The organism is Leisingera sp. XS_AS12 (genome assembly GCF_041224635.1).
Classification (GTDB): domain Bacteria; phylum Pseudomonadota; class Alphaproteobacteria; order Rhodobacterales; family Rhodobacteraceae; genus Leisingera.
Genome location: NZ_JBGFGM010000097.1, coordinates 1 through 19,301, shown reverse-complemented (window position 1 = coordinate 19,301; position 19,301 = coordinate 1). Strand labels below are relative to the sequence as shown.

Below are 19,301 nucleotides of genomic sequence, written 5' to 3'. Positions count from 1 at the left end.
ACCCTGTGTTTGCTATGGAAGAGATCATTTCTTGACGGCAGAGCCCGTCTGGGCAAACCTGTCAGGGCGTCCGGGGCTCCGGATGCTCCATGACCTGCTGACCTAAGCAGCCGGAAATTCCCGACATAGGACGTTGTCACTTCGAACATAGGCTGGAGGCCCCCGCAGAATGAATAGATCGGTCAGGGCGTCGATTACGTCGGTCGAGTTCAGCTTCCTCTTCACCCTGATTGCCAGGCATTCCCGGCTGAACTCATCGAGGATGTTCAATGTGCGGAACGCTTTACCGTCGTCAGTGCGGCAATGAACGAAGTCGTAGCTCCAGACGTGGTTGCGGCTCTCCGGTCTAAGGCGGATGCATGATCCGTCGTTCAGCCAAAGCCGCCCCTTCTTTGGTTGCTTCGGTGGCACTTTGAGCCCCTCTCGCCGCCACAGACGTTCGACACGGCCGTCGCCGATCTGCCATCCCGCGTCCCTAAGCAGCACTGCGACCCGGCGGTAGCCATAGCTGCCGTATTGCCTGGCCAGTTCAATCATGTCCGCCACGAGCCGGTCTTCATCTTCCCGGCCTCGCGATTGATACCTTTGTGTTGATCGATGCTGCCCCAGCACCCGGCAGATCCGGCGTTCCGACACTTTCATCTCGCTGCGTATCAGCTCGATGCAGGCGCGCCGACGGGCGGGGCTCAGAAGTTTCCCCGGGCCGCCTCCTTCAGGATGAGCTTGTCCAAGGTCAGGTCCGAAACGGCTTTTCGCAGCCGTTCGTTCTCCTTCTGAAGCTGTTTGAGTTCTTTCAGTTGGTCGGCTCCCATCCCGCCATACTGCTTGCGCCAGCGGTAGTAAGTCTGCTCAGTGATGCGCACTTCGCGGATCGCATCCACGCGCTGCATCCCCTGTCCGACAAGCACATCAACCTGCCGCAGCTTCTGAACTATTTCCTCAGGCTTGTGTCGCTTGTTCGCCATTCTCAGTCCTCCGTTTCCTAAACATAACGGTGGGCCAATTCAGATGGGGTACTCCACTGGCGGTTGACTGGGATTTCACCGCAGCCGAAAGCCGCAGCTCGGACCAGATCCGAGAACAGCTTCTGGCTGCGGTGAACAGCGACCCGGAATACAACGTCAACGGCGCCGACCAAGCCGCAACCGCCGCTTTGGTCGACACCGCAAGGAAGGTGGTCGAGCAGACCTTCTACTTCCCGCTGCTGGCTCATGCCCCGATGGAGCCGCTCACCTGCACCATCGAGGCCGACGCCGACGGCGGTATCACCCTGCACGATGGCGCCCAGATGCCAACCGGCCCGCATATGGCAATGGCCGAGATATTCCAGCTGCCGATGGAAAAGATCCGCATCAACACGATGCTGGCCGGCGGCTCCTTTGGCCGCCGCGCCACGCCGACAGCCGACTACCAGGTCGAGGCGGCGCTGGCCTTTGTCCTCACCGACCGTTCGCGCCCGGTCAAACTGGTCTGGTCGCGCGAGGATGACATCACCGGCGGCTATTACCGCCCCGCCGTGGCGCATAAGGTGCGCGTGGGCCTGGACGGCGATGGCAATATCACCGGCTGGGACCACCGTATCGCCGCGCAGTCGATCCTGAAAGGCACCCTCTTCGAATCCATGCTTGTCCATGACGGCGTCGACCACAGCTCAATCGAGGGCACTGCCGACACGCTCTATCAGATCCCCGGTCAGTTTGTCGGCCTCACCGATGTGGCCAAGGCGACGAGCGTTCTGTGGTGGCGCTCGGTCGGGCATACCCACACGGCCTATGTCATGGAAACGATGATGGACGAGGCCGCGCGGGCTGCGGGGCGTGACCCGGTCGAGTTCCGCCTGGCCCTGCTGGAAGGCGGCGGCAAGGATCAGCAGCGCCTGGCCGGCGTGCTGAAACTGGCGGCGGACAAAGGCAATTGGGGCACCCCGTCCGAGGGCCGCAGCCAGGGTATCGCCGTCCACAAAAGCTTTGGCAGCTATGTGGCCGAGGTGGTGGAAATCTCCGGCAATGCCAATGCCGGGGTGCAGGTCGAGAAGGTCACCTGCGCGGTGGACTGCGGCGTCGCCGTCAACCCCGATGTGATCAAGGCGCAGATGGAAGGCGGCATCGGCTACGGCCTGGGCCATGTGATGCGCAACGAGATCACCCTGACCGAGGGGGTTGTCGATCAGTTCAACTTCCCGGACTACGAGCCGCTGCGGATCGGCGACATCGGCGCCATCGAGGTGCATATCGTGCCCTCCGCCGAGATGCCCACGGGGGTCGGCGAGCCCGGCACCCCGTCCTCGGCCCCGGCGCTGGCCAATGCCATCGCAGTCAACGGCCCGCGGGTGACGGCGCTGCCGATGAACCGCAATGGGGTCAGCTTCGCCTGAACCTCTGCCTGCTCCGGACAGTGTTCAGCCCGGTGCAGGCAATCTGAAGCAGGAAGGCTTCCATTGGTATCCTTGCAAACTGTCCATCTGACACCGTCAACTTCTTGCCCGATGCTCTGCTTCCGGGAAGAACCGTAAACGTTGTTTCAGGTGCTCAAGACGCATAGTTGGTCTTATTTCCAGCAGCCGTTTAGCAAGTCTGTCTTGTCGGCCAAAGGGCTGCTTTCGCATGTCGGAGGAGTGCTTCCCAAAGGTGCGGCGAACTCCCGCTCTCCGCCCTTCCTGAACGAGCTGTCAAGGGCGAACGGCTGTTGTGGCCGCGGCCGCTTTGGGCTGCCTGCGGTCAGCTGTTACAGCGACGGTAACTGTCCAGGCCGTTGATGACTCCGCTGCGCCGCCGCAAGGCCGCTCCGAGCCCATTATGACCAATGTTGCGCATCGCACATTTTGAATGCGGTGAGGGAAAAGCCGTCATTGATCCGGTCGGGATCGAAATCTTGACAATGTTGTCGCGCGGAAACCGCATGTTTCGGGTCGATGCAACTGGCCAGTGCAGATAATTTCACCCCAAAGCAATCACAGGATCTCCCGATGCACGGACGCGATGCACTCTTCCCGGATTTTGAACAACTTACGAAGGCAGAAGATGCGTTGACCGAACGCCTAAATCAGGCGCGCCGCGACTATGCCAGGCGCAATGCGACCTCGGCTGGGTTAACGCCTGACTGGTTGGAAGAGTTGAAATCCAAACGGTTTGACCAAGCGGAAGATCTCGAACCGCTTATAGACTGGGTGATTGACGCGCTCGATACCGGCAGCGTGCAGATGACTCATCCGGGGTATCTTGGCCTGTTCAATCCTGCGCCTACCTTTGCCGCGGAATGTGCAGATCGGATCGCGTCGATGTTCAATCCGCAAATCTGTGTGTATTCTCATGCGCCTGCCGCCGTCGAAATCGAACAACATGTCATCGAAGAAATGGCTCGACGCGCGGGGCTTCCCGAGGGATCTGGAGGACATTTTACCAGTGGCGGTGCCGAAGCCAATTCGACGGCTGTTTTATGTGCCTTGCAGGCGAAATGCCCGGATTACAGCGACAAGGGCATCTATGAGTTCGGCGGTCAGCCGACGATTTACGTCTCGAAAGAAAGCCACCTTGCATGGTTGAAGATGGCGCATTCGGCAGGCATCGGACGCAACGCCGTTCGATTGATCGCAACTGATGGCCAAGGCCAGATGGATGCGGATTGTCTTGCGACTGCCATTGATGAGGATTTGAAAAACGGCTGCGTCCCGGTCCTGATCGTGGCCACGGCTGGCACCACGAATGCCGGGATGATCGACCCTCTTAAAGCTTGCAGCGCTTTGGCGCAAGCGCACGGCATGTGGTTTCACGTTGACGCGGCTTGGGGTGGTGCGATGATTGCCAGCACGGCAAGGCGGTCTGTGCTGGATGGCATTGAACAGGCGGATTCGATCACGATTGACGCCCATAAATGGTTCGCCACCACAATGGGGGCCGGCATGTTCCTGACCTCACGCCCTGACATACCGGCACAGGTTTTCCGGATCTCGGCCAGCTACATGCCAGAAAGCGAGGCAGCCAAGGATTTCTACGTGAATTCCAATCAGTGGTCGCGCCGCTTTGTGGGATTGCGCCTGTTTCTCGCTCTCGGGGCCGCGGGATGGGACGGCTACGGCGACCATGTGGAACGCTGCATCCGGCTGACCAGCCGGTTCACGGACAACCTGAAGAAGGCGGGTTGGACAGAGGCAAACCGGTCTTTCATGGGGGTAAGTTGCATGGTCCCGCCGGAAGGGCACGACGCCGTGCAACGCTATGTCGATGCGGTTCACGCAGATGGCCGGTTCTGGATTTCCAAGGCGGTGTTCGAGGGCAATCCGGTTTTGCGGGCCTGCGTCACCAATGGACGCACAGATGAAGCGACCATTGATCAGCTGACGGACTTCCTGACGACGGCTTGAGGTTATGAATAGAGTGCCCGCCACAAGAATGGCGGGTGCTTTTGCAATTCGTCAACCGGCGCGCAGATGCGTGGTTGTCATGTCGATCAGCAGACGTCCTGTCTCTCCGCGCACCTCGGTGCGAATGACAATGAGTTTGCCGCCGCGTTTGACCGTCGTGGAGGTTGCAATCAAATCGCCCGCCTTTTCATTGCCCGACAGGACTGTATGAAGATCAACGGCGAGCGGGAAACCCGACCCGTCTTCACCAATGCTGTCCAGATCGCCGATTGCACACAAGGTCGCTGCGATATCGGCAAACCAGATCAAGGCGCCGGCGTGCATCGTTCCAAATGGGTTCTTTGCGGCTTCGGCCACCGGCATTCTGGCAACCACGCGTTCGAGCTCGCGGCTTTCAATGGTAAAGCCGATTTCGCCCTTCCATTCATTCTCAGCCAGTTTTTGTCTGATGCTCATTTCCATACACTCAACTTTCAGTGGCAAGAGCATGCTTAAACCTGGAATACCTGAACTCGACCCGAATCTTGCGCATATTTGTTTACCGATGCGGGTGACGGAAAGCGCTGCAAGCGGACATTTGAGCAACTGCGGTGAAGGCTCGGAAGGTTGCGCATAGGGCGAATTCGCCCGTCATCTGATTTCGCGGTTGCAGCGAACGTCTCCTCTGCCGGGCCGCACCGCAGCGACGCTGGTGGTCGTTGGACGTCGGCTGTGGGCCGTGAGTAACGCGACCATTGCCGATTGACATAGCTGATGCCACGTTGCGGGGAATGACAGGTACGAGCCCTGAGCTGCCGTTCGTGGCTACCTTGGATGATGCGAGCGCGTTGAACGTCAAATCACCCTCAGATGCCACGGCGTGTTTAGGTCATGTCGACAAATGTCTGAGCCAAAGCCGGATGGATGTAATGTCGATGAAGCCCAGGAATCCTTCCATGGTTTTGTCGTAGCGAGTTGCCGCGCGGCGGGCATTCTTAAGTTTGTTGAAGCAGCGCTCGACCAGGTTGCGCAGGCGGTAAAGCGAGCGGTCGACATCGATACGCTTCTTACGGGATTTCCGCATTGGGATAACGGGCAGGACGTTTCGCGCATTCAGCTTCGCCCTGATGCTGTCGCCATCATAGGATCGCGCCATGGCGCGCCGGTCCGGGCAATCCAGAATATCCCATCAAGAACAAGCCGGTGGTTGGCCGGTTTGCGTCCGTTCGGGGCGCGGGCAGAAAGGATGAAACGCTCAAAGAATACCCATTCTTCGTCCGACATAAGGTCTCGTGCCAAGCTGGTCTCCATCGCAGATACCAGCTTGAATCACGTTCAGCCCTGCCTGTGAATCCCTTTTGTCAACACGGCCTAATTCTACACCTCCTCAGATTAGGGGGCGGTTCATGAGTAAAACTGATGAGTTATCGTGACACTACTCCCTACAGTTGATCAAAACTTTCACATCGTTCTTGTGTAAGTCAGAGACATGGTCAAAAGCGGAACTTGCAGCGCTCAGCGGTAAAGTACGAGTGATCAGCTGTTCCAGATCATCGGCCAAGGTGGACGCGAGCTCAATGCTGCGTTTGAATTGTTCCTTCGTATAAACGCGTGAGCCGATCAGCCGCAGCTCCTTGAAGGCAATGTCCAGTAGAGCGACGGGGCTGGGAGCCTTATGAAGGGACGCGATACAGATTGTTCCGCCGGATCGGGTGATGCGGGTCATGTCCCGCGCAGCCGCTTCGGCACCCGCGCACTCAAAAACAACATCAGCTCCGTCGCCGTTGGTTTCGGCCAGAATCTTTTCGGTTAGGTCCTGGTTGCGCAGATCGACAGTTGTGAAGCCGAAGGATGCAGCCAGTGACAGGCGAAAAGGGTCGATATCAGACACAATGATCTTTGCAGCGCCAGCCTGGCGGGCGGCCAGGGCCACCAGAAGTCCAATTGGTCCGGCACCAAGAATTGTGGCCCGATCTGACAGCCGAAGGCCAGACTGTTCAACAGCGCGCTGTGCTACGGCCATCGGTTCGACCAGCGCAGCGATCTGATCGCTAAGATCATCCGGGATCGCAAAAAGCATGTCCTCGGGCACGGCGAGGTATTCCGCCATGCCACCTTCCATGTCGATGCCCAGTAGCCGCAAACTGTCGCAGACATGCGGCTGCCCTGTCCGACATGCATGACATGTCCCGCAAGAGAGCAGGGGGTAGGCAACCACGCGCTGACCGGCGGCAAAGCGCGCCGACCCATCGACCACCTCTCCAACGAATTCATGGCCCAGCGTAAGCGGGGCAGTGGCTCGGGGGTGGGTGCCGCCAAAAATGCCAATATCTGTACCGCAGACCCCGCAGTAGCGGATCTTCAGCAAGATTTCACCAGCGTTTGGCTGCGGCTTGGGAATGCCGCGCACCTCGACGGTGCGCGGTCCGGTATAGACCAGCGCTTTCATATTTGGATCTTTCATTGTTCACGCGATCGCGTAGCCGCCATCCACGGGCACCACGGTGCCAGTCATGAAGCCCGCCAGTGGCGTGGTCAGGAACATTGCCGGGCCCGCGAGGTCCTGGGGCTCGCCCCAGCGGTTCATCGGGGTGCGCGATAGGATCGGCTGCGCGCGGTTTTCATCCTCTTGCAGCGCCGCGGTGAGCGGCGTCTTGATCCATCCCGGTGCAATGGCATTCACCCGAATGCCCTCAGCTGCCCATGCGATAGCCAGGGATTTGGTCAGCTGGGCCACGCCGCCCTTGGAGGCCGAATAGCCCGGCACCAGACCGCCGCCAAAAAATGACAGCATGGATGCGGTCATCACGATCGAGCCGCCGGTCTTTGCCAGCGCCGGTTTTGCCGCGTGGGCACAGCGCATCGCTCCGTTCAGGTTCACGTCGACCACTTTGGCGAAGACGTCCGGCGACAGTTCGTCACCGCGCCGGATCACCCCGGCGCAGCAGACCAGGGCGAACAGATCGTCAATGCCGCCAATGTCCCGGGTCACGGCGTCGCTGTCGCAGACGTCGAGCTGGCGGAAGGACAGGCGGGAGGACAGCCCCTCAGCGGCGGCCCATTCCGTGGCCGCATCGACCTCGGGCCCGGTGACGCCCGTGGCGACGACATGCGATCCCGCGCGCGCAAAGGCCTCGGCGATGCCACGGCCGATACCGGACGAGCCGCCTGTGACCATCACCCGCCGACCGTCAAGAAAGGGCGCCGCCCAGGCGCCGGTTTGTTCAGACCCGGCCGTCATCGGATGAACTGGTCCACGTAGGCGGCGCCCAGGCCGACTTCTTCGTAGTGGTTGCGGCACATCTCGATCTTGCTGAAGACGTCCTCGTAGCCCATCGTCTTGCCGTAGGGGTCAACATAGAGCATGACACCGTTCACCTGGAAGTAGGTGATCATTTCGGTCACGTCATCGGGCACGACCAGCGTGTGCGTCTCGCCCGGAGGCTCGTAGACATAGCCGCCTTCGCGGGCTTCCCAGTCGTGCTCCAGATAGTGCCAGCGCCCTTTCAACACAAAGCCATGCACCGGCTGCGGGTGGCGGTGGCGCGACAGCACACCGGATTTGCGCACCCGAAGAAGGTTCATCCAATAGCCTTGCGATGCGTTCAGGCACAGCGGGCGAAAGGAGACGTTTTCGGATTGCGGCACCCAGATGCGTTCGTCGGTCGCGATGGCTTGGGGGATGACGATTTCTTCAGCGGCGTCCTGCGGGAACGGCAGCTGATAGGGCGTCAGTGCGTCGTTGCGGTCTTCGACCTTGTCGGCTTCGACAGGCATGAGGCTAGTCCTTTGGTTGAGTTATGAAAGTTCAGAGCGCACGACACGGCGGCCGCGCAGTGAAAGCAGCAGGGGCACCAGCCAGACCAGGATCGTAATCACCCCCAGAGTTCCGGCGATGGGGCGTTCGAAAAAGCCAAGTAGGTTGCCGTCGGCCTTGATCATGCTGGACATGAAGCTTTCCTCGACGATCTTGCCCAGCACCAGGCCCAGCACCATCGGCGCAGCGGGATAGTCATTGGCTTCCATGATCCAGACCAGCACCCCGATGGTGGCCAGCGTCCACAGATCGAACAGCGCATTGTTGGTGGCAAAGGTGCCCAGCACGCACATCAATAGGATCGCGGGGTACAGAAGGCCGGGGCGCAGCCCCAGGACATGGCGGCCGCCTATTACTGCGGCCAGACCCAGCGGGATGATCAGCAGGTTGGCCAGGACAAATACGATGTAGATCGCATTCACCAGATCAGGCGAGGTCAGCAGCACCATCGGGCCGGGCTGGATGCCCTTAAGGACCAGAACCCCCACCACGATCGCGGTGATCGAGTCGCCGGGGATGCCGAACACCAGCGCAGGCACGTAACTGCCGGACAGGGCGGCGTTATTGGCGGAGGCCGAGCCTGCGATGGCTTCCGGCTCTCCCTTGCCGTAGTTCTGCTTTACCTTGGAGAACCGTTGGCTGACCGCAAAAGCGATCCAGGCGGCGATGTCGGCGCCGGCGCCGGGCAGGGCGCCGATTACGGTGCCCATCAGGCTGCCGCGCAGTACAGGCAGCTTGAACCGCCACAGGTTGCCGAACTGGCCTTTGAGGATCGACAGCCCTGCTGTCGCCGGTTTTTGCGGCCTGCTAAGCTCGCATGAGGCGGTGCGCAGGATTTCGGCCAACGCGAATGCCCCGATCATCACGGCAATCAGCGAAACACCGGCCTGTAGGTCGATGATGCCGAAAGTATAGCGCGGCAGGCCGGTGGTAACATCCAGTCCGACCATGGTCAGCGCCAGGCCCAGCAGCAATGACACCATGCCCTTCAGCCGGTCGCGCCCCGCAACTATTGTCGCGCAAGACAGGCCGAGGAGGGCGAGCCAGAAATATTCAAAGCTGGAAAACTTCAGAGCGATGCGGGCCAATTGCGGCGCGGCCACCACCAGAACAAGGGTGCCGATCAGCCCGCCGGTGACCGAGACGCACATCGAGAGGCCCAGAGATAGATCGAGGCGCCCCTTCTGGGTCAGCGCGTCGAGCTCCCGCATATAGGCAGCCGAGGCGGGGGTGCCGGGGATCCTCAGCAGCGCGCCGGGAATGTCGCCGGCAAAGATCGACATGGCTGAACAGGCCACGATGGCGCCGATGGCAGCGACCGGCGACAGAAAGAACGTCACCGGAACCAGCAGTGCAACTGCCATTGTGGCGCTGAGACCAGGTGTGGCTCCGACGAACAGTCCGAAGACAGCGCCAAGCAGGATTACACCAAGAACCTGAACCGTCAGGACCATTTCCAGAGAGGAGAGAAAAACATCCATGACGGAACCTCAGAACCAGAGACCAGGCAGCGGCCCGGTCGGCAACGGCACGCGCATCACCTTAGTGAAGAACAGGGTGACGGTGGCGCAGATGACCACTGATGAAACCAAGGCGGGCACAGGCTTTTCCTGCCAGGCCAGGGCGTTGAGGAAGATCAGGGGCACCGCCACCAGCACGGTCCCAAGAACAGGGGAGAGGAGGCCGAAGAGAACCACGGTTGCCGGGATCAGCAGCACCCGCAGCAGGTGCCGCGGCCTGCGCAGCCAGTCGTTTGCCAGCGGCCGGAAGGCGTCGGTGACCCGGCCTTGAGGCGCGCATAGGCTGCGCGCCGCAATCGCTAGCCCCAGAACAAGAAAGGCGCTGCCGATGATGTAGGGGAAAAGCCGTGGGGATGCGGCTCCCGTCGGCTCCGGGAAGCCAGTGGCCCGCAGCACGACGAAGCCGCCAAGACAGGCAACGGCCAATCCGGTATAGGTATCGGGGAGCCGCATCGTCTTAGCCCTTGTCTGCGCGTTGGGACAGGCCGATGGACTGCATCACCTCTCCGATGCTTTGGTGCGTGGCCTTCAGAAAGGTGCCAAAGTCATCACCGCCGCGATACTGTGCGCCGAAGCCTTGCTGCGTCATGAAGGTTTGAAAGCTCTCGCTTTCAAAGACAGCTTGCGCGGCCGCTTCCAGTTTTTCCGCGGCTTCGGCATCCATGTCAGCTGGGCCGACAAGCCCGCGCCAGGTGCCCGCCGCATAGGGCGTTCCGGTCTGCTCAGACGCTGTCGGGACATCCGGGAAGGACGCGTTGCGATCATCGGCGAAGACCGCGATCGCTTTGGACAGGCCAGCGTCCATCATTGTTTTGCCTTCGGGCAGCGACGAGGGGATGATCTCCACACCGCCCGCCGCGAGCTCTTGAAAGCCGGGGGCTGCGCCTTGGGACGGAACCATCGTGACCTTCAGCGGGTCGACGCCCTGTTGCTGCAGGAAACCAGCGAATGCCAGATGATAGGCGGCGCCGACAGCGGTGCCGGACATTTTGTAGGTCCCTTCAGGCTCTGCTTTGATCGCGGCAATCGCCTGGTCCAGATTTTCCCAGCTACTGCTAGCGGAGACATGGAACGCGGAAGGATCAAAGTTTACCAGCGCCAGCGGCGTGAAATCATCCACGGAGAATTCGGCATTGCCTGTCCAATAGTAGGTCAGCATCTCGGCGGTCGCGAATCCAATGGTGTAGCCATCCTTAGGGGCCGTCACCATCGCGTTGTGGCCGACAACACCGGCTCCGCCGGAGCGGTTCACGACAGCGACCGGAACACCCAGCTCCTCTTCCAGGCCGCTGGCCAAGGTGCGGGCGATGGCGTCCGTGCCGCCGCCAGCGTTCCAAGGGACAATCATAGTGATGGGCTTTTCCGGGTAATTTGCAGCGGCCGCACCGGTAGCGGCCACCGCTGCGGCCATCGCCAGCAGGGTGTTCTTCAGCATGAAATTTCCTCCTTATTTTCAGCTGTTTGGTTGGATTATCTTGTAATTCTTCAAGTGGCGGCGTGTGAGGCTGATCATATCTAGCATTGCTTGGCGCGCCTCCTCCGGCTTGCCTTGCTCAATTGCCTCGAGAACCCGCAGGTGATTGACTAGGTTCTTGCGGAAACTTTCCATGTGGACTTCGATAGCCGCGCGAAAGAGCTGCCCCAAAACCGCATCGATAGCCGTGTCAAAGGCCTCCAGTATGGGGTTGCCGGTCGCGGCGAGGATCGACAGGTGAAATTCCTTGTCTGCTTGAATCGCTGCGGGAACATCGTCTTCTGCAGCGGCCTGCTCCATCGCTTCATAAGCCAACCGGATACGGGTGATCTCTTTCCGGTCAGCCCGGACCGCGGCCAGGGCGCAGGCTGCGGGTTCAAAAACCTCGCGCGCTTCATCAATTGCCGTCGACAGCTCCACGTTGAAACCGTTAACGGGCTGCATCCAGCGGAGCACGTCTCGGTTTAGCAAGGTCCATTCACGTTGCGGACGAACGCGGGTCCCATGCCTGGGCCGGACCTCCAGGAGACCCAGCGCGGTAAGTGTCTTGATCGCCTCTCGAAGTGTGGTGCGACTGACAGAAAATTCTTCAATCAGCTCAGCCTCGATCGGAAGGGTTTCACCGACGGCGTATTCACCCGATACGATGCGGCGCCCGAGAGTTTCCAACATTTCGGATCCCTTAGCCGACCTGTTCAGGCTGTCGCGTTTCAACGCTTTGTTGATTGATCTGTCCACCGAACCCTCCATCGACACTGCAGCTTACGTCCGCAACGTCGCTGGTTTGGTATGATGAATCAATGCACCTGTCAATGATATTATCAATGGTGTTAAATTATCATACAATAAAAATTGTGGCGTCTAGTAGTGGGAAGGCTGATCTGACTGGTCCGGCTCGCGCTTACTGGTCGTTGTAATACCAGTCAATTTCTGGCTCTTCATAGAAACGCTTCAGTCTTTCTTCCGTTTCTACCGGTAATCGTTCCAATCTTGAGGGGATGCGGAGGTAGAATTTTCTCGCAGGATGACAGAGGGGGCGCGTTTTTGCCGGTTGCCAGCCGTTCCGTTCAAGCTGAGCTGAGCCTGGTCAACGGGCGGTGCCTCCGGTTTCCCAGTGATCTGGAAGCAGGGGGGGCGAACCCGCTGATCCACGGAGTGGAGGCAGCATGATCGGCCCGGGAACTGGTGCTCGGGAGTATCTTGTCTTCGGCGTCACAGACATGCGCAACGGCATCGCGGGGTTGTCAGCCTTTGGCTGGGCTAAGAGCTCGCCCGCATCCGCGATCAAAAGGTCAATGGGTTGGAGGAGCTTTTTGCATGGAATTAGGCGAAACTGGCGTAGCCCGTGGTTCCAAATGGTCGGTTTCTTTCAAAAGGGTGCTAGCTACCTCCTCTTCAGGGCCCTCCGGTGCAAAGCCAAGGACGATTACCTCTATCAGTACCATTAGCATCTTGTGTTTTCAGCAGCGCGCTAACCCCCCCACCGTTCCAGAGTGAAGCTGGCCACCTTTTCTAGGGTAGGTCAGTGCGATCACATCCCGCTATGGAGGCCCCCCTTTGCAGGAGTGGCGTTGCACCTGCAAAGAGGGGGCAAACATCTTCTTAGGGCGCATCGGCTACGGGGCCATCATTGTGTCGGGCATCCAGGTGATGATGGAGGGGAAGGCAAAGATAAGGGCTACAGTCACCATCTCAATTGCCACGAACCAGAGCGCGCCCCGGAACACGTCGGGCAGCGGGGTATCTCGATCAATGCCAGCGATCACGAAGCAATTTAGGCCGACGGGCGGGGTGATCAGCCCGATTTCGCACATTTTGACGCAGAGGATACCGAACCAGATCGGATCGAAGCCCAGCCCTAAAACAGTGGGAAACACGATGGGCAGCGTGATCACCATCATTGAGAAGGCATCGAGAAACATGCCGAGCGGGATGTAAAGCAACAGAAGAACGGCGACGATCAGATGGGGCGGAATACCGCTTTCGGTGACGGCGCCGGCGATCATCTGCGGCACCTGCACCAACGTCAGGAAAAAGCTGAAGATGCCCGCGCCAATCATGGTGAAAAGGATCATCACCGTGGTGGTGGCGGTAGACCGGAAGCTCTCGGAGAGCGCATGGCCGAGACGCCCGCGTGCCGATTGGGCGAAAACCAGCATCAGCAGGGCCGCAAGCGCGCCGACCGCACCGGCTTCGGTCGGGGTGACGAGACCGAGATATATGCCCCCGAGCACGATCAAAAACAGGACCAGCACCTGCCAGGCCTGTGTGGTCGACGACAGCCGCTCTGCCCAGGTTGCCTTGGGGGCACGGGTGGAGCGGGTTTGAACTCGGCGGCCGATCACGGCCACGCCGATCATGAAGGCGACCGTGGTGATTACTCCTGGAACGAAGCCCGCGATCAGCATTTTGCCAGCCGACACCTCGGTCAGCGCGGCATAGAAGATGAGTAGGACAGAGGGCGGGATCAGCACGCCCAGCACGCCGCCGGCAGCCACCGCCCCGGCCGAAAGGCGCGGATCGTAGCCCTTTTCTTTCATCTCCGGAATGGCCACCGCCCCGACCGTGGCCGCCGTCGCCACCGAGGAGCCGGAGGTCGCGGCAAAGCCGGCGGAGGTCAGGATGCTGGCCATCGCCAACCCACCCGGAAGATGCCCCACCCATTTATTTGCCACATAGAACAGCCGTTTCCCGACCTGTGCATGATGGGCGAAGGCCCCCATGAGGATGAAGAGCGGAATGACCGTCAGCGCGTAGCTGGCGGTGTGGCTGAAGGAAAACGACTTCAACCGCGCGAGCAGGAAGCCCAGGTTTTCCACCATGACGATGCCGAAAGCCCCCGACAGGGCCAGTGCCGCAAAGACCGGGGTGCCCAGGGCCATGAGGAAAAAGATCAGCCCGACGGCGAGCAGGGTGATGAGTGTCACATCCATTGTCGATGTCCTGTGAAATGCAAAGTCGCGGTCCCGGAGGCATCCGCCGGGACCATTCGGGCGCGGGCGGCTAGTGCAGCCGCGTGTTCCGCGCACCGGTGGAGGGCGTGTCGAGCTGCGCTCCGGTTTGCTTCAGCGCGATCTGCAGGCTGTGCAGAGCGGCCTGCAGCGCAGCAAACCAAAGCCCCGCGGCGACCGCGATCTTTGCCCACCAGATCGGCACCTGAAAATAGCCCCAGCGGAACTCCCGGATCGAAAACGAATATGCCGCCTCAAGCGTCGCGGGCCAGGCCAGCATCAGAAAGGTCAGCGCGGCAAACAGCCAGGCCAGGGCCGTGCTTGCGCGCGACAACGGACCGGGCAGCGCATCGGTCAGCATGGTGACCCGGATGTGTCCGTCATCAAGCAGGGTTGCGCCCAGCCCCATGAAGACCACCATCACCATGGACATTTCCGTCATTTCAAACAGCCCGGGCACAGAGCGTCCCAGGGCGGCGCGGGCCACCACATCCACTGTGATGGCCAGCATCATGAAGGCGAGGAACCCCAGCGCCACCCATGATGTGATCCGGGAAACCCCGTCGACCAGGCGGTTCAGCCGCGCCAGCATCGGCCTACAGGCCCGCCGCGATTTCGACCGGACGTTTCATCGCCCCGGTGCCCGCGTGACGGGCAATCGCCTCTTCTACAACGGCCTGCATGGCCGCGCCGTCGATGCCGTTGGGGCGCGCCACGGTGTCGACCCATTTGTTGACCTGCTCCGGCTGCACGACGGCCTTGGTGCGCAGCTTTTCTTCGTCCGACAGGGAGGACAGCACCACGCCTTCTGCCTGCGCTTTCTGGACGTAGTCGGTCAGCACCTTGTTGTAGATCTCGGTGAATTTTCCGCCATACAGCTCATCGGCGAGATCGGTGCAGATCTGCTGGTGTTCGGCGGGCAGACCCTCCCAGACACGGCGATTCATGATGGTGGCGGCAGGCGCATGCGGTCCGTCGCCGATGTCGTAGAAATTCGGTGCGGTCTCATGCAGCTTGTAGGCGACAGCGGTGACGAAATCGAAGCCGTAGACCCCGTCCAGAACCCCGCGTTCGAGCGCCTGGTAGACCTCGCCCGCGGCCATCGGAACGGCAATGCCGCCCAGGCTTTCGATCACATCGGTGGCCACGCCGTAGCCGCGGATCTTCTTGCCCTTGATATCGGCGATCGAGCTGATCGGATCGCGCATCACCAGAGGCGCGTAGTTCCAGTTGGTCCAGTACAACACCTTGCTGCGGTGACGGTCTTCCCATTCCTGCCGCAGCGGCGCGAAGTTTTCGAAGACGTCACGGCACACCAGTTGCAGCTCGTCGGCGCGTTCCATGCGGAAATACCATTCAAGACCACGCGTGACCGGCAGTTCCGCCTGATAATAGCCCGGCGAGATCAGGGTCATCTCGCTGGTGCTGTCGCGCACCGCGCCCAGATGCTCGCCGACCTTGTTGAGGCTGCCCGCCCAGTAGTATTTGATGCCGATCTCGTCATTGCTGCGCTTGGCAAGCTCTTCGAGGAACCAGCGGTCGATCCAGGACGGGCCGGCGGTTTCGCTGACATAGCTGTCAAATTTCAGCGAGGTTGCGGCATGGGCAAGGCCGGGCAGGCCCGCGATCAGCCCCGCGCCGGCCATAGCGCCTGAGCTTTTCAGAAAGTCGCGTCTTTTCATTGGGTTCTCCTCCGTTGGAACCGGGCTCCTCGTGCCCGGAAAAATTTGCTTGGGCTTATGCGGGCGCGGCCTCGGCTCCTGTGCGGCAGCGCAGATCGGTTTTCAAGACCTTGCCGTAGCTGTTTTTGGGCAACTCCGGGACGGCCACATAGCGTTTCGGGCGTTTGAAGGCGGCGATATGCTGGCGGCACCAGCTGTCAAGCTCGGCCTCGCTGGCGCTGCTGCCGGGTTCAAACACGACATATGCAACAACCTGCTCGCCCCAGTCCGGCTCAGGTTCGCCGATGACGGCTGTTTCAAAGACTGTCGGGTGGGCCAGAAGCGTTTCCTCGACCTCGCGCGGGTAGATGTTGGTGCCGCCCGAGATGATGACATCCTTGGAGCGATCGGTGAGGTAGAGAAAGCCGTCTTCGTCGAGATGGCCCAGATCGCCGGTGTGCAGCCAACCCTGTTTCAACGCCTGCGCGCTGGCCGGTTCGTTTTGCCAGTAGCCGGTCATCACGGTTGGGCCCTGGACGCAGATTTCCCCGGTATGACCCGCTGGCAAAACCTCTCCCTCGGTGCCCAGAACCGCCAGTTTCACAGCCCCTTGCGCAATGCCGACAGAGGCCTGCCGCGCCTTCCAGCGCGGATGGGTCTGATCCGCGACCAGATCGCGTGGCAGTACAGAGATTGTCATGGGAGATTCGCCCTGTCCGTAGATCTGCACGAAACGCGGACCGAAACAGGCAAGCGCCTCGTCGATGTCATGGGCATACATCGGCCCGCCGCCATAGATGATGGTGCGGATGCCGTCCCCCGCGTAGCCCTGCTGTTTCGCCGCGGCAATCAGGCGTTTGACCATTGTTGGCGCCGCAAAGAACACGAGGTTGCCGCGGGTCTCGGCGAGGCCAATGATCTCCTCGCAATCAAACCCGAACGACGCGGGGATGAGATGCGCACCGCCCGCGCGGATCTGCGCGAACATGTAAAGCCCTGCACCGTGGGACATGGGCGCGGCATAAAGCATATGATCATCGGGTTGGGCGGCATCGACATCCAGCGCATAGCACAGGGTCATGTGCCGCAGGTTGTCATGGCTGAGCATGACTCCCTTGGGTGTGCCGGTGGTACCCGAGGTGTAGAACAGCCATGCGAGCGCCTGTGTACAGACCGGTTCGGGCGCGGAGATCTTGCCCTGATTTGCAACCGGTGCTGCAAGCTTTGCCTCGGCGATGCCGTCTTCGGCCACAAACACCGTTCCGCTTTCCGTCAGTGTCAGCGCCGCAGCGGCATCGCGGATGATCCACTCGGCTTCACGGGGGTGCAGTTTGAAATTGACGGGGACAACAACAGCCCCGAGCCACCAGCAGGCATGCAGTACTTCGATATACTCCGGCGCATTTCTGGCAAAGACCGCGACCCGGTCACCGCTGCGGATGCCATGCTGGTCACGCAGCCAGGTGGCCCGGCTGCAAACCGCCTGCAACAATTCGGAATAGGTCTGGCGAAGGATGTCCCCCTGATAGAGTGCCGGTCGGGCGGGCCAGGACAAGGCGGTCTGATACAGCCAATTTGCGATATTCATAGTTTTAGCAGTTCCCGGGTGATCTTCAGGCACGATCGGCTTGCAAAATGGTCGCGTAATTTGCGACGGCCGCGCCGCCCATGTTGAACGCGAGCCCCCATTCGGCACCGGCGCGCTGAATCCCACCAGCACGCGCGGTCAATTGCCGGAACCCAAGCGCATGCATCGACACGCCGGTTGCACCGACCGGGTGTCCCTTGGCCTTGAGGCCGCCGGACAAGTTTACCGGAGTGCGCCCGTCCGCATAGACCGTGCCCTGCTCCAGCGCCTGCGCGCCCTGGCCCTTGGGGGTGAGCCCCATCGCTTCATAGATCAGCAGCTCCGCCGGGGTAAAACAGTCGTGGACTTCTGCGAAGTCCAGATCTGCAACCGTGATCCCGGCCGCGTCATAGGCCGCGCGAATGGCGCGCTCCGGCCCTTCGAATGCCACGAAATCGCGGCGGCTCATCGGAAGGAAATCGGACACATGCTCGGCGGCTGCAATCCGCACGCGGGCCGCTGCATCCGCAGCGTGGGCATCAGAGGCGCTGAGAATAATCGCAGCGGCCCCATCGGTGACCAAAGAGCAATCGCTCAGCCGCAAGGGCGGTGCGATCAGCGGGTTCTTCTCGCTCACCTCGCGGCACACCTCATAGGCCAGTGGCTTGTGCATATGAGCCAGAAGGTTTTTCATTGCGTTTTCATGGTTCTTTGCCGCAATACGCGCCATCGCATCCAGCGGATCGCCATAGCGCTCCGCGTATTGATCAGCCGCAAGGGCAAAGACCTGCGGAAAACTCAGGGCCGCTTCTGCCGGATCATTCTGATATCCCGCACCCGCCAGGGCGGCGGTAACCTCTTGCGTGGAGCGGTGCGTCATCTTTTCGGCGCCAACCACCAGAACGTTCCGTGCCTGGCCCGCCCGAATGGCGTTCAGCCCGGCATGAATCGCGGCCGCGCCCGAGGCGCAGGCGTTTTCGCAGCGCGCAGCAGGTGTAAAGCGCAGGTCAGGATGCGCCTGCAGAATGAGTGAGGAGGCAAACCCGTCAGGCACAAGTCCGGAATTGAAGTTGCCGAGAATAATGGCGTCGATTTCAGCCGGCGGAATCTGTGCTTCCTCCAGTGCTTCACGCGCGGCCTCGACGATCAGCGTTTCGAGCGTGGCATCGAGGCGGCCAAACCGAGTGTGGCCAGAGCCTGTGATATAAATTTCCTGGGTCATGTAATGTCCTCCGGAAACAAAGGTGCTGGAAAAAAAATATCTCAGCTATCCGTGGAACTACGTATAAAAATACGTATGTACTACGTAGATGCAGGTGCAGAGAAGGGAAACGGCCCATGGATTACGACCAGATTTCGGAGTCCGACCTTAGTTTGACGGGGTTCATGGACGCTCCGATCGGCCTAATGGTGCTGTCGAATCGCAAAATTCAGCTTGTGAATACGGAGGTGGAGCGCATTTTTGGCTGGTCCCGCGATGAACTTGAAGGACAATCAATCCGCATCCTCTACCCTTCAAGTGTCGATTACGAAAAGACAGGCTCCCGTTGGCGGCGCTGGCTGGATGGTCGGCCGCGTTATACGGACGAGCGCTTCATGCAATGCCGCAGCGGTGAGGTCATCTGGACTCGAGCGTCAGGACGGACTTTGACCCCGACCGATCCCTTTCGACTGATGGTTTGGACGTTCGATCACCTGGAAACCCGACCGTCGACGTCCTCCACATTAACGCCCAGAGAACGCGAGGTTGCCCGACATATTGTAAATGGCTTCACCAGCAAGGAAACGGGCCTTGCGATGGGAATATCCCCTCGAACCGTAGAAGTTCATCGTAAGCGTTGCCCCCGCCTCACGCGGGATCAGCTTGACGGTGAAAAGTTCCAGGGGAGGAGCTCGTCGAGTTGGCTGGCAGGGTGACCTGCAGCGATGGCTTCGAGAGTGGCCTTGAGGTAGACGAAGGGCTCGACGCCAT

At 60.4% G+C, this 19,301-nt stretch carries 16 protein-coding genes and 2 pseudogenes; 3 read left to right on the top strand and 15 right to left on the bottom strand.

Annotation, left to right across the window (positions count from 1 at the left end):
- Positions 1–132 precede the first annotated feature (132 nt).
- Positions 133–965 (bottom strand): annotated as a pseudogene (locus AB9K35_RS11390) (IS3 family transposase); the annotation flags it as partial.
- Positions 966–994: 29 nt separating this feature from the next.
- Here AB9K35_RS11390 and AB9K35_RS11385 point away from each other — a divergent pair.
- Positions 995–2,374 carry a xanthine dehydrogenase family protein molybdopterin-binding subunit gene (locus AB9K35_RS11385; protein WP_369926168.1) on the top strand — a complete coding sequence of 460 codons (1,380 nt, stop codon included), beginning with the start codon at positions 995–997 and terminating at the stop codon, positions 2,372–2,374.
- Between the two features lie 537 nt (positions 2,375–2,911).
- Positions 2,912–4,360: an aspartate aminotransferase family protein gene (locus tag AB9K35_RS11380; protein ID WP_369926166.1), complete on the top strand. Its 1,449-nt coding sequence runs from the start codon at positions 2,912–2,914 to the stop codon at positions 4,358–4,360.
- A 51-nt stretch (positions 4,361–4,411) separates the two neighbouring features.
- Here AB9K35_RS11380 and AB9K35_RS11375 read toward each other — a convergent pair whose 3' ends face one another.
- The 14 genes and pseudogenes from AB9K35_RS11375 to AB9K35_RS11310 all read right to left on the bottom strand — a co-directional run bounded on the left by AB9K35_RS11375 (position 4,412) and on the right by AB9K35_RS11310 (position 18,551).
- Positions 4,412–4,822 (bottom strand): PaaI family thioesterase, encoded by a 411-nt coding sequence (locus AB9K35_RS11375; RefSeq protein WP_369926164.1) that lies wholly within the window; start codon positions 4,820–4,822, stop codon positions 4,412–4,414.
- Between the two features lie 406 nt (positions 4,823–5,228).
- Positions 5,229–5,650, bottom strand: a pseudogene (locus tag AB9K35_RS11370) (transposase).
- 124 nt (positions 5,651–5,774) lie between these two features.
- On the bottom strand, positions 5,775–6,788 hold the full coding sequence (locus AB9K35_RS11365) for a zinc-binding dehydrogenase (RefSeq protein WP_369926163.1): 1,014 nt from the start codon (positions 6,786–6,788) through the stop codon (positions 5,775–5,777).
- 18 nt (positions 6,789–6,806) lie between these two features.
- On the bottom strand, positions 6,807–7,580 hold the full coding sequence (locus AB9K35_RS11360; protein WP_369926161.1) for an SDR family NAD(P)-dependent oxidoreductase: 774 nt from the start codon (positions 7,578–7,580) through the stop codon (positions 6,807–6,809).
- Positions 7,577–8,116 carry a 2,4'-dihydroxyacetophenone dioxygenase family protein gene (locus tag AB9K35_RS11355; protein WP_369926159.1) on the bottom strand — a complete coding sequence of 180 codons (540 nt, stop codon included), beginning with the start codon at positions 8,114–8,116 and terminating at the stop codon, positions 7,577–7,579. The genes AB9K35_RS11360 and AB9K35_RS11355 overlap by 4 nt, the downstream gene beginning before the upstream one ends.
- Positions 8,117–8,137: 21 nt before the next feature.
- Entirely contained in the window at positions 8,138–9,637 is a 1,500-nt protein-coding gene (locus tag AB9K35_RS11350; protein ID WP_369926158.1) for a tripartite tricarboxylate transporter permease, read from the bottom strand.
- A 9-nt stretch (positions 9,638–9,646) separates the two neighbouring features.
- Positions 9,647–10,129: a tripartite tricarboxylate transporter TctB family protein gene (locus tag AB9K35_RS11345; RefSeq protein WP_369926157.1), complete on the bottom strand. Its 483-nt coding sequence runs from the start codon at positions 10,127–10,129 to the stop codon at positions 9,647–9,649.
- 4 nt (positions 10,130–10,133) lie between these two features.
- Entirely contained in the window at positions 10,134–11,111 is a 978-nt protein-coding gene (locus AB9K35_RS11340) for a tripartite tricarboxylate transporter substrate binding protein (protein WP_222455174.1), read from the bottom strand.
- 18 nt (positions 11,112–11,129) lie between these two features.
- Positions 11,130–11,888 carry a FadR/GntR family transcriptional regulator gene (locus AB9K35_RS11335; protein WP_369926155.1) on the bottom strand — a complete coding sequence of 253 codons (759 nt, stop codon included), beginning with the start codon at positions 11,886–11,888 and terminating at the stop codon, positions 11,130–11,132.
- Positions 11,889–12,766: 878 nt separating this feature from the next.
- Positions 12,767–14,083: a TRAP transporter large permease gene (locus tag AB9K35_RS11330; protein ID WP_369926153.1), complete on the bottom strand. Its 1,317-nt coding sequence runs from the start codon at positions 14,081–14,083 to the stop codon at positions 12,767–12,769.
- 70 nt (positions 14,084–14,153) lie between these two features.
- A complete protein-coding gene (locus AB9K35_RS11325) occupies positions 14,154–14,693 on the bottom strand; it encodes a TRAP transporter small permease subunit (protein ID WP_369926151.1) in 540 nt (179 codons plus the stop codon).
- Between the two features lie 4 nt (positions 14,694–14,697).
- Positions 14,698–15,783 (bottom strand): TRAP transporter substrate-binding protein DctP, encoded by a 1,086-nt coding sequence (dctP, locus tag AB9K35_RS11320; RefSeq protein WP_369926149.1) that lies wholly within the window; start codon positions 15,781–15,783, stop codon positions 14,698–14,700.
- 55 nt (positions 15,784–15,838) lie between these two features.
- Positions 15,839–17,350, bottom strand: a complete 1,512-nt coding sequence (locus AB9K35_RS11315; protein ID WP_369926147.1) for a class I adenylate-forming enzyme family protein — start codon at positions 17,348–17,350, stop codon at positions 15,839–15,841.
- A gap of 25 nt (positions 17,351–17,375) precedes the next feature.
- Positions 17,376–18,551, bottom strand: coding sequence for a thiolase domain-containing protein (locus AB9K35_RS11310; RefSeq protein ID WP_369926145.1), 1,176 nt, complete (start codon positions 18,549–18,551; stop codon positions 17,376–17,378).
- Positions 18,552–18,667: 116 nt separating this feature from the next.
- On the opposite strand from AB9K35_RS11310, the gene AB9K35_RS11305 reads away from it, so the two are divergent.
- Positions 18,668–19,246, top strand: coding sequence for a PAS domain S-box protein (locus tag AB9K35_RS11305; RefSeq protein ID WP_369926144.1), 579 nt, complete (start codon positions 18,668–18,670; stop codon positions 19,244–19,246).
- Positions 19,247–19,301 lie beyond the last annotated feature (55 nt).

Coding starts and splice junctions, on each gene's coding strand:
- AB9K35_RS11380 (WP_369926166.1), top strand. CDS start 2,912: ATGCAACTGGCCAGTGCAGATAATTTCACCCCAAAGCAATCACAGGAT.
- AB9K35_RS11375 (WP_369926164.1), bottom strand. CDS start 4,822: ATGGAAATGAGCATCAGACAAAAACTGGCTGAGAATGAATGGAAGGGC.
- AB9K35_RS11365 (WP_369926163.1), bottom strand. CDS start 6,788: ATGAAAGCGCTGGTCTATACCGGACCGCGCACCGTCGAGGTGCGCGGC.
- AB9K35_RS11360 (WP_369926161.1), bottom strand. CDS start 7,580: ATGACGGCCGGGTCTGAACAAACCGGCGCCTGGGCGGCGCCCTTTCTT.
- AB9K35_RS11355 (WP_369926159.1), bottom strand. CDS start 8,116: ATGCCTGTCGAAGCCGACAAGGTCGAAGACCGCAACGACGCACTGACG.
- AB9K35_RS11350 (WP_369926158.1), bottom strand. CDS start 9,637: ATGGATGTTTTTCTCTCCTCTCTGGAAATGGTCCTGACGGTTCAGGTT.
- AB9K35_RS11345 (WP_369926157.1), bottom strand. CDS start 10,129: ATGCGGCTCCCCGATACCTATACCGGATTGGCCGTTGCCTGTCTTGGC.
- AB9K35_RS11340 (WP_222455174.1), bottom strand. CDS start 11,111: ATGCTGAAGAACACCCTGCTGGCGATGGCCGCAGCGGTGGCCGCTACC.
- AB9K35_RS11330 (WP_369926153.1), bottom strand. CDS start 14,083: ATGGATGTGACACTCATCACCCTGCTCGCCGTCGGGCTGATCTTTTTC.
- AB9K35_RS11325 (WP_369926151.1), bottom strand. CDS start 14,693: ATGCTGGCGCGGCTGAACCGCCTGGTCGACGGGGTTTCCCGGATCACA.
- dctP (WP_369926149.1), bottom strand. CDS start 15,783: ATGAAAAGACGCGACTTTCTGAAAAGCTCAGGCGCTATGGCCGGCGCG.
- AB9K35_RS11315 (WP_369926147.1), bottom strand. CDS start 17,350: ATGAATATCGCAAATTGGCTGTATCAGACCGCCTTGTCCTGGCCCGCC.
- AB9K35_RS11310 (WP_369926145.1), bottom strand. CDS start 18,551: ATGACCCAGGAAATTTATATCACAGGCTCTGGCCACACTCGGTTTGGC.
- AB9K35_RS11305 (WP_369926144.1), top strand. CDS start 18,668: ATGGATTACGACCAGATTTCGGAGTCCGACCTTAGTTTGACGGGGTTC.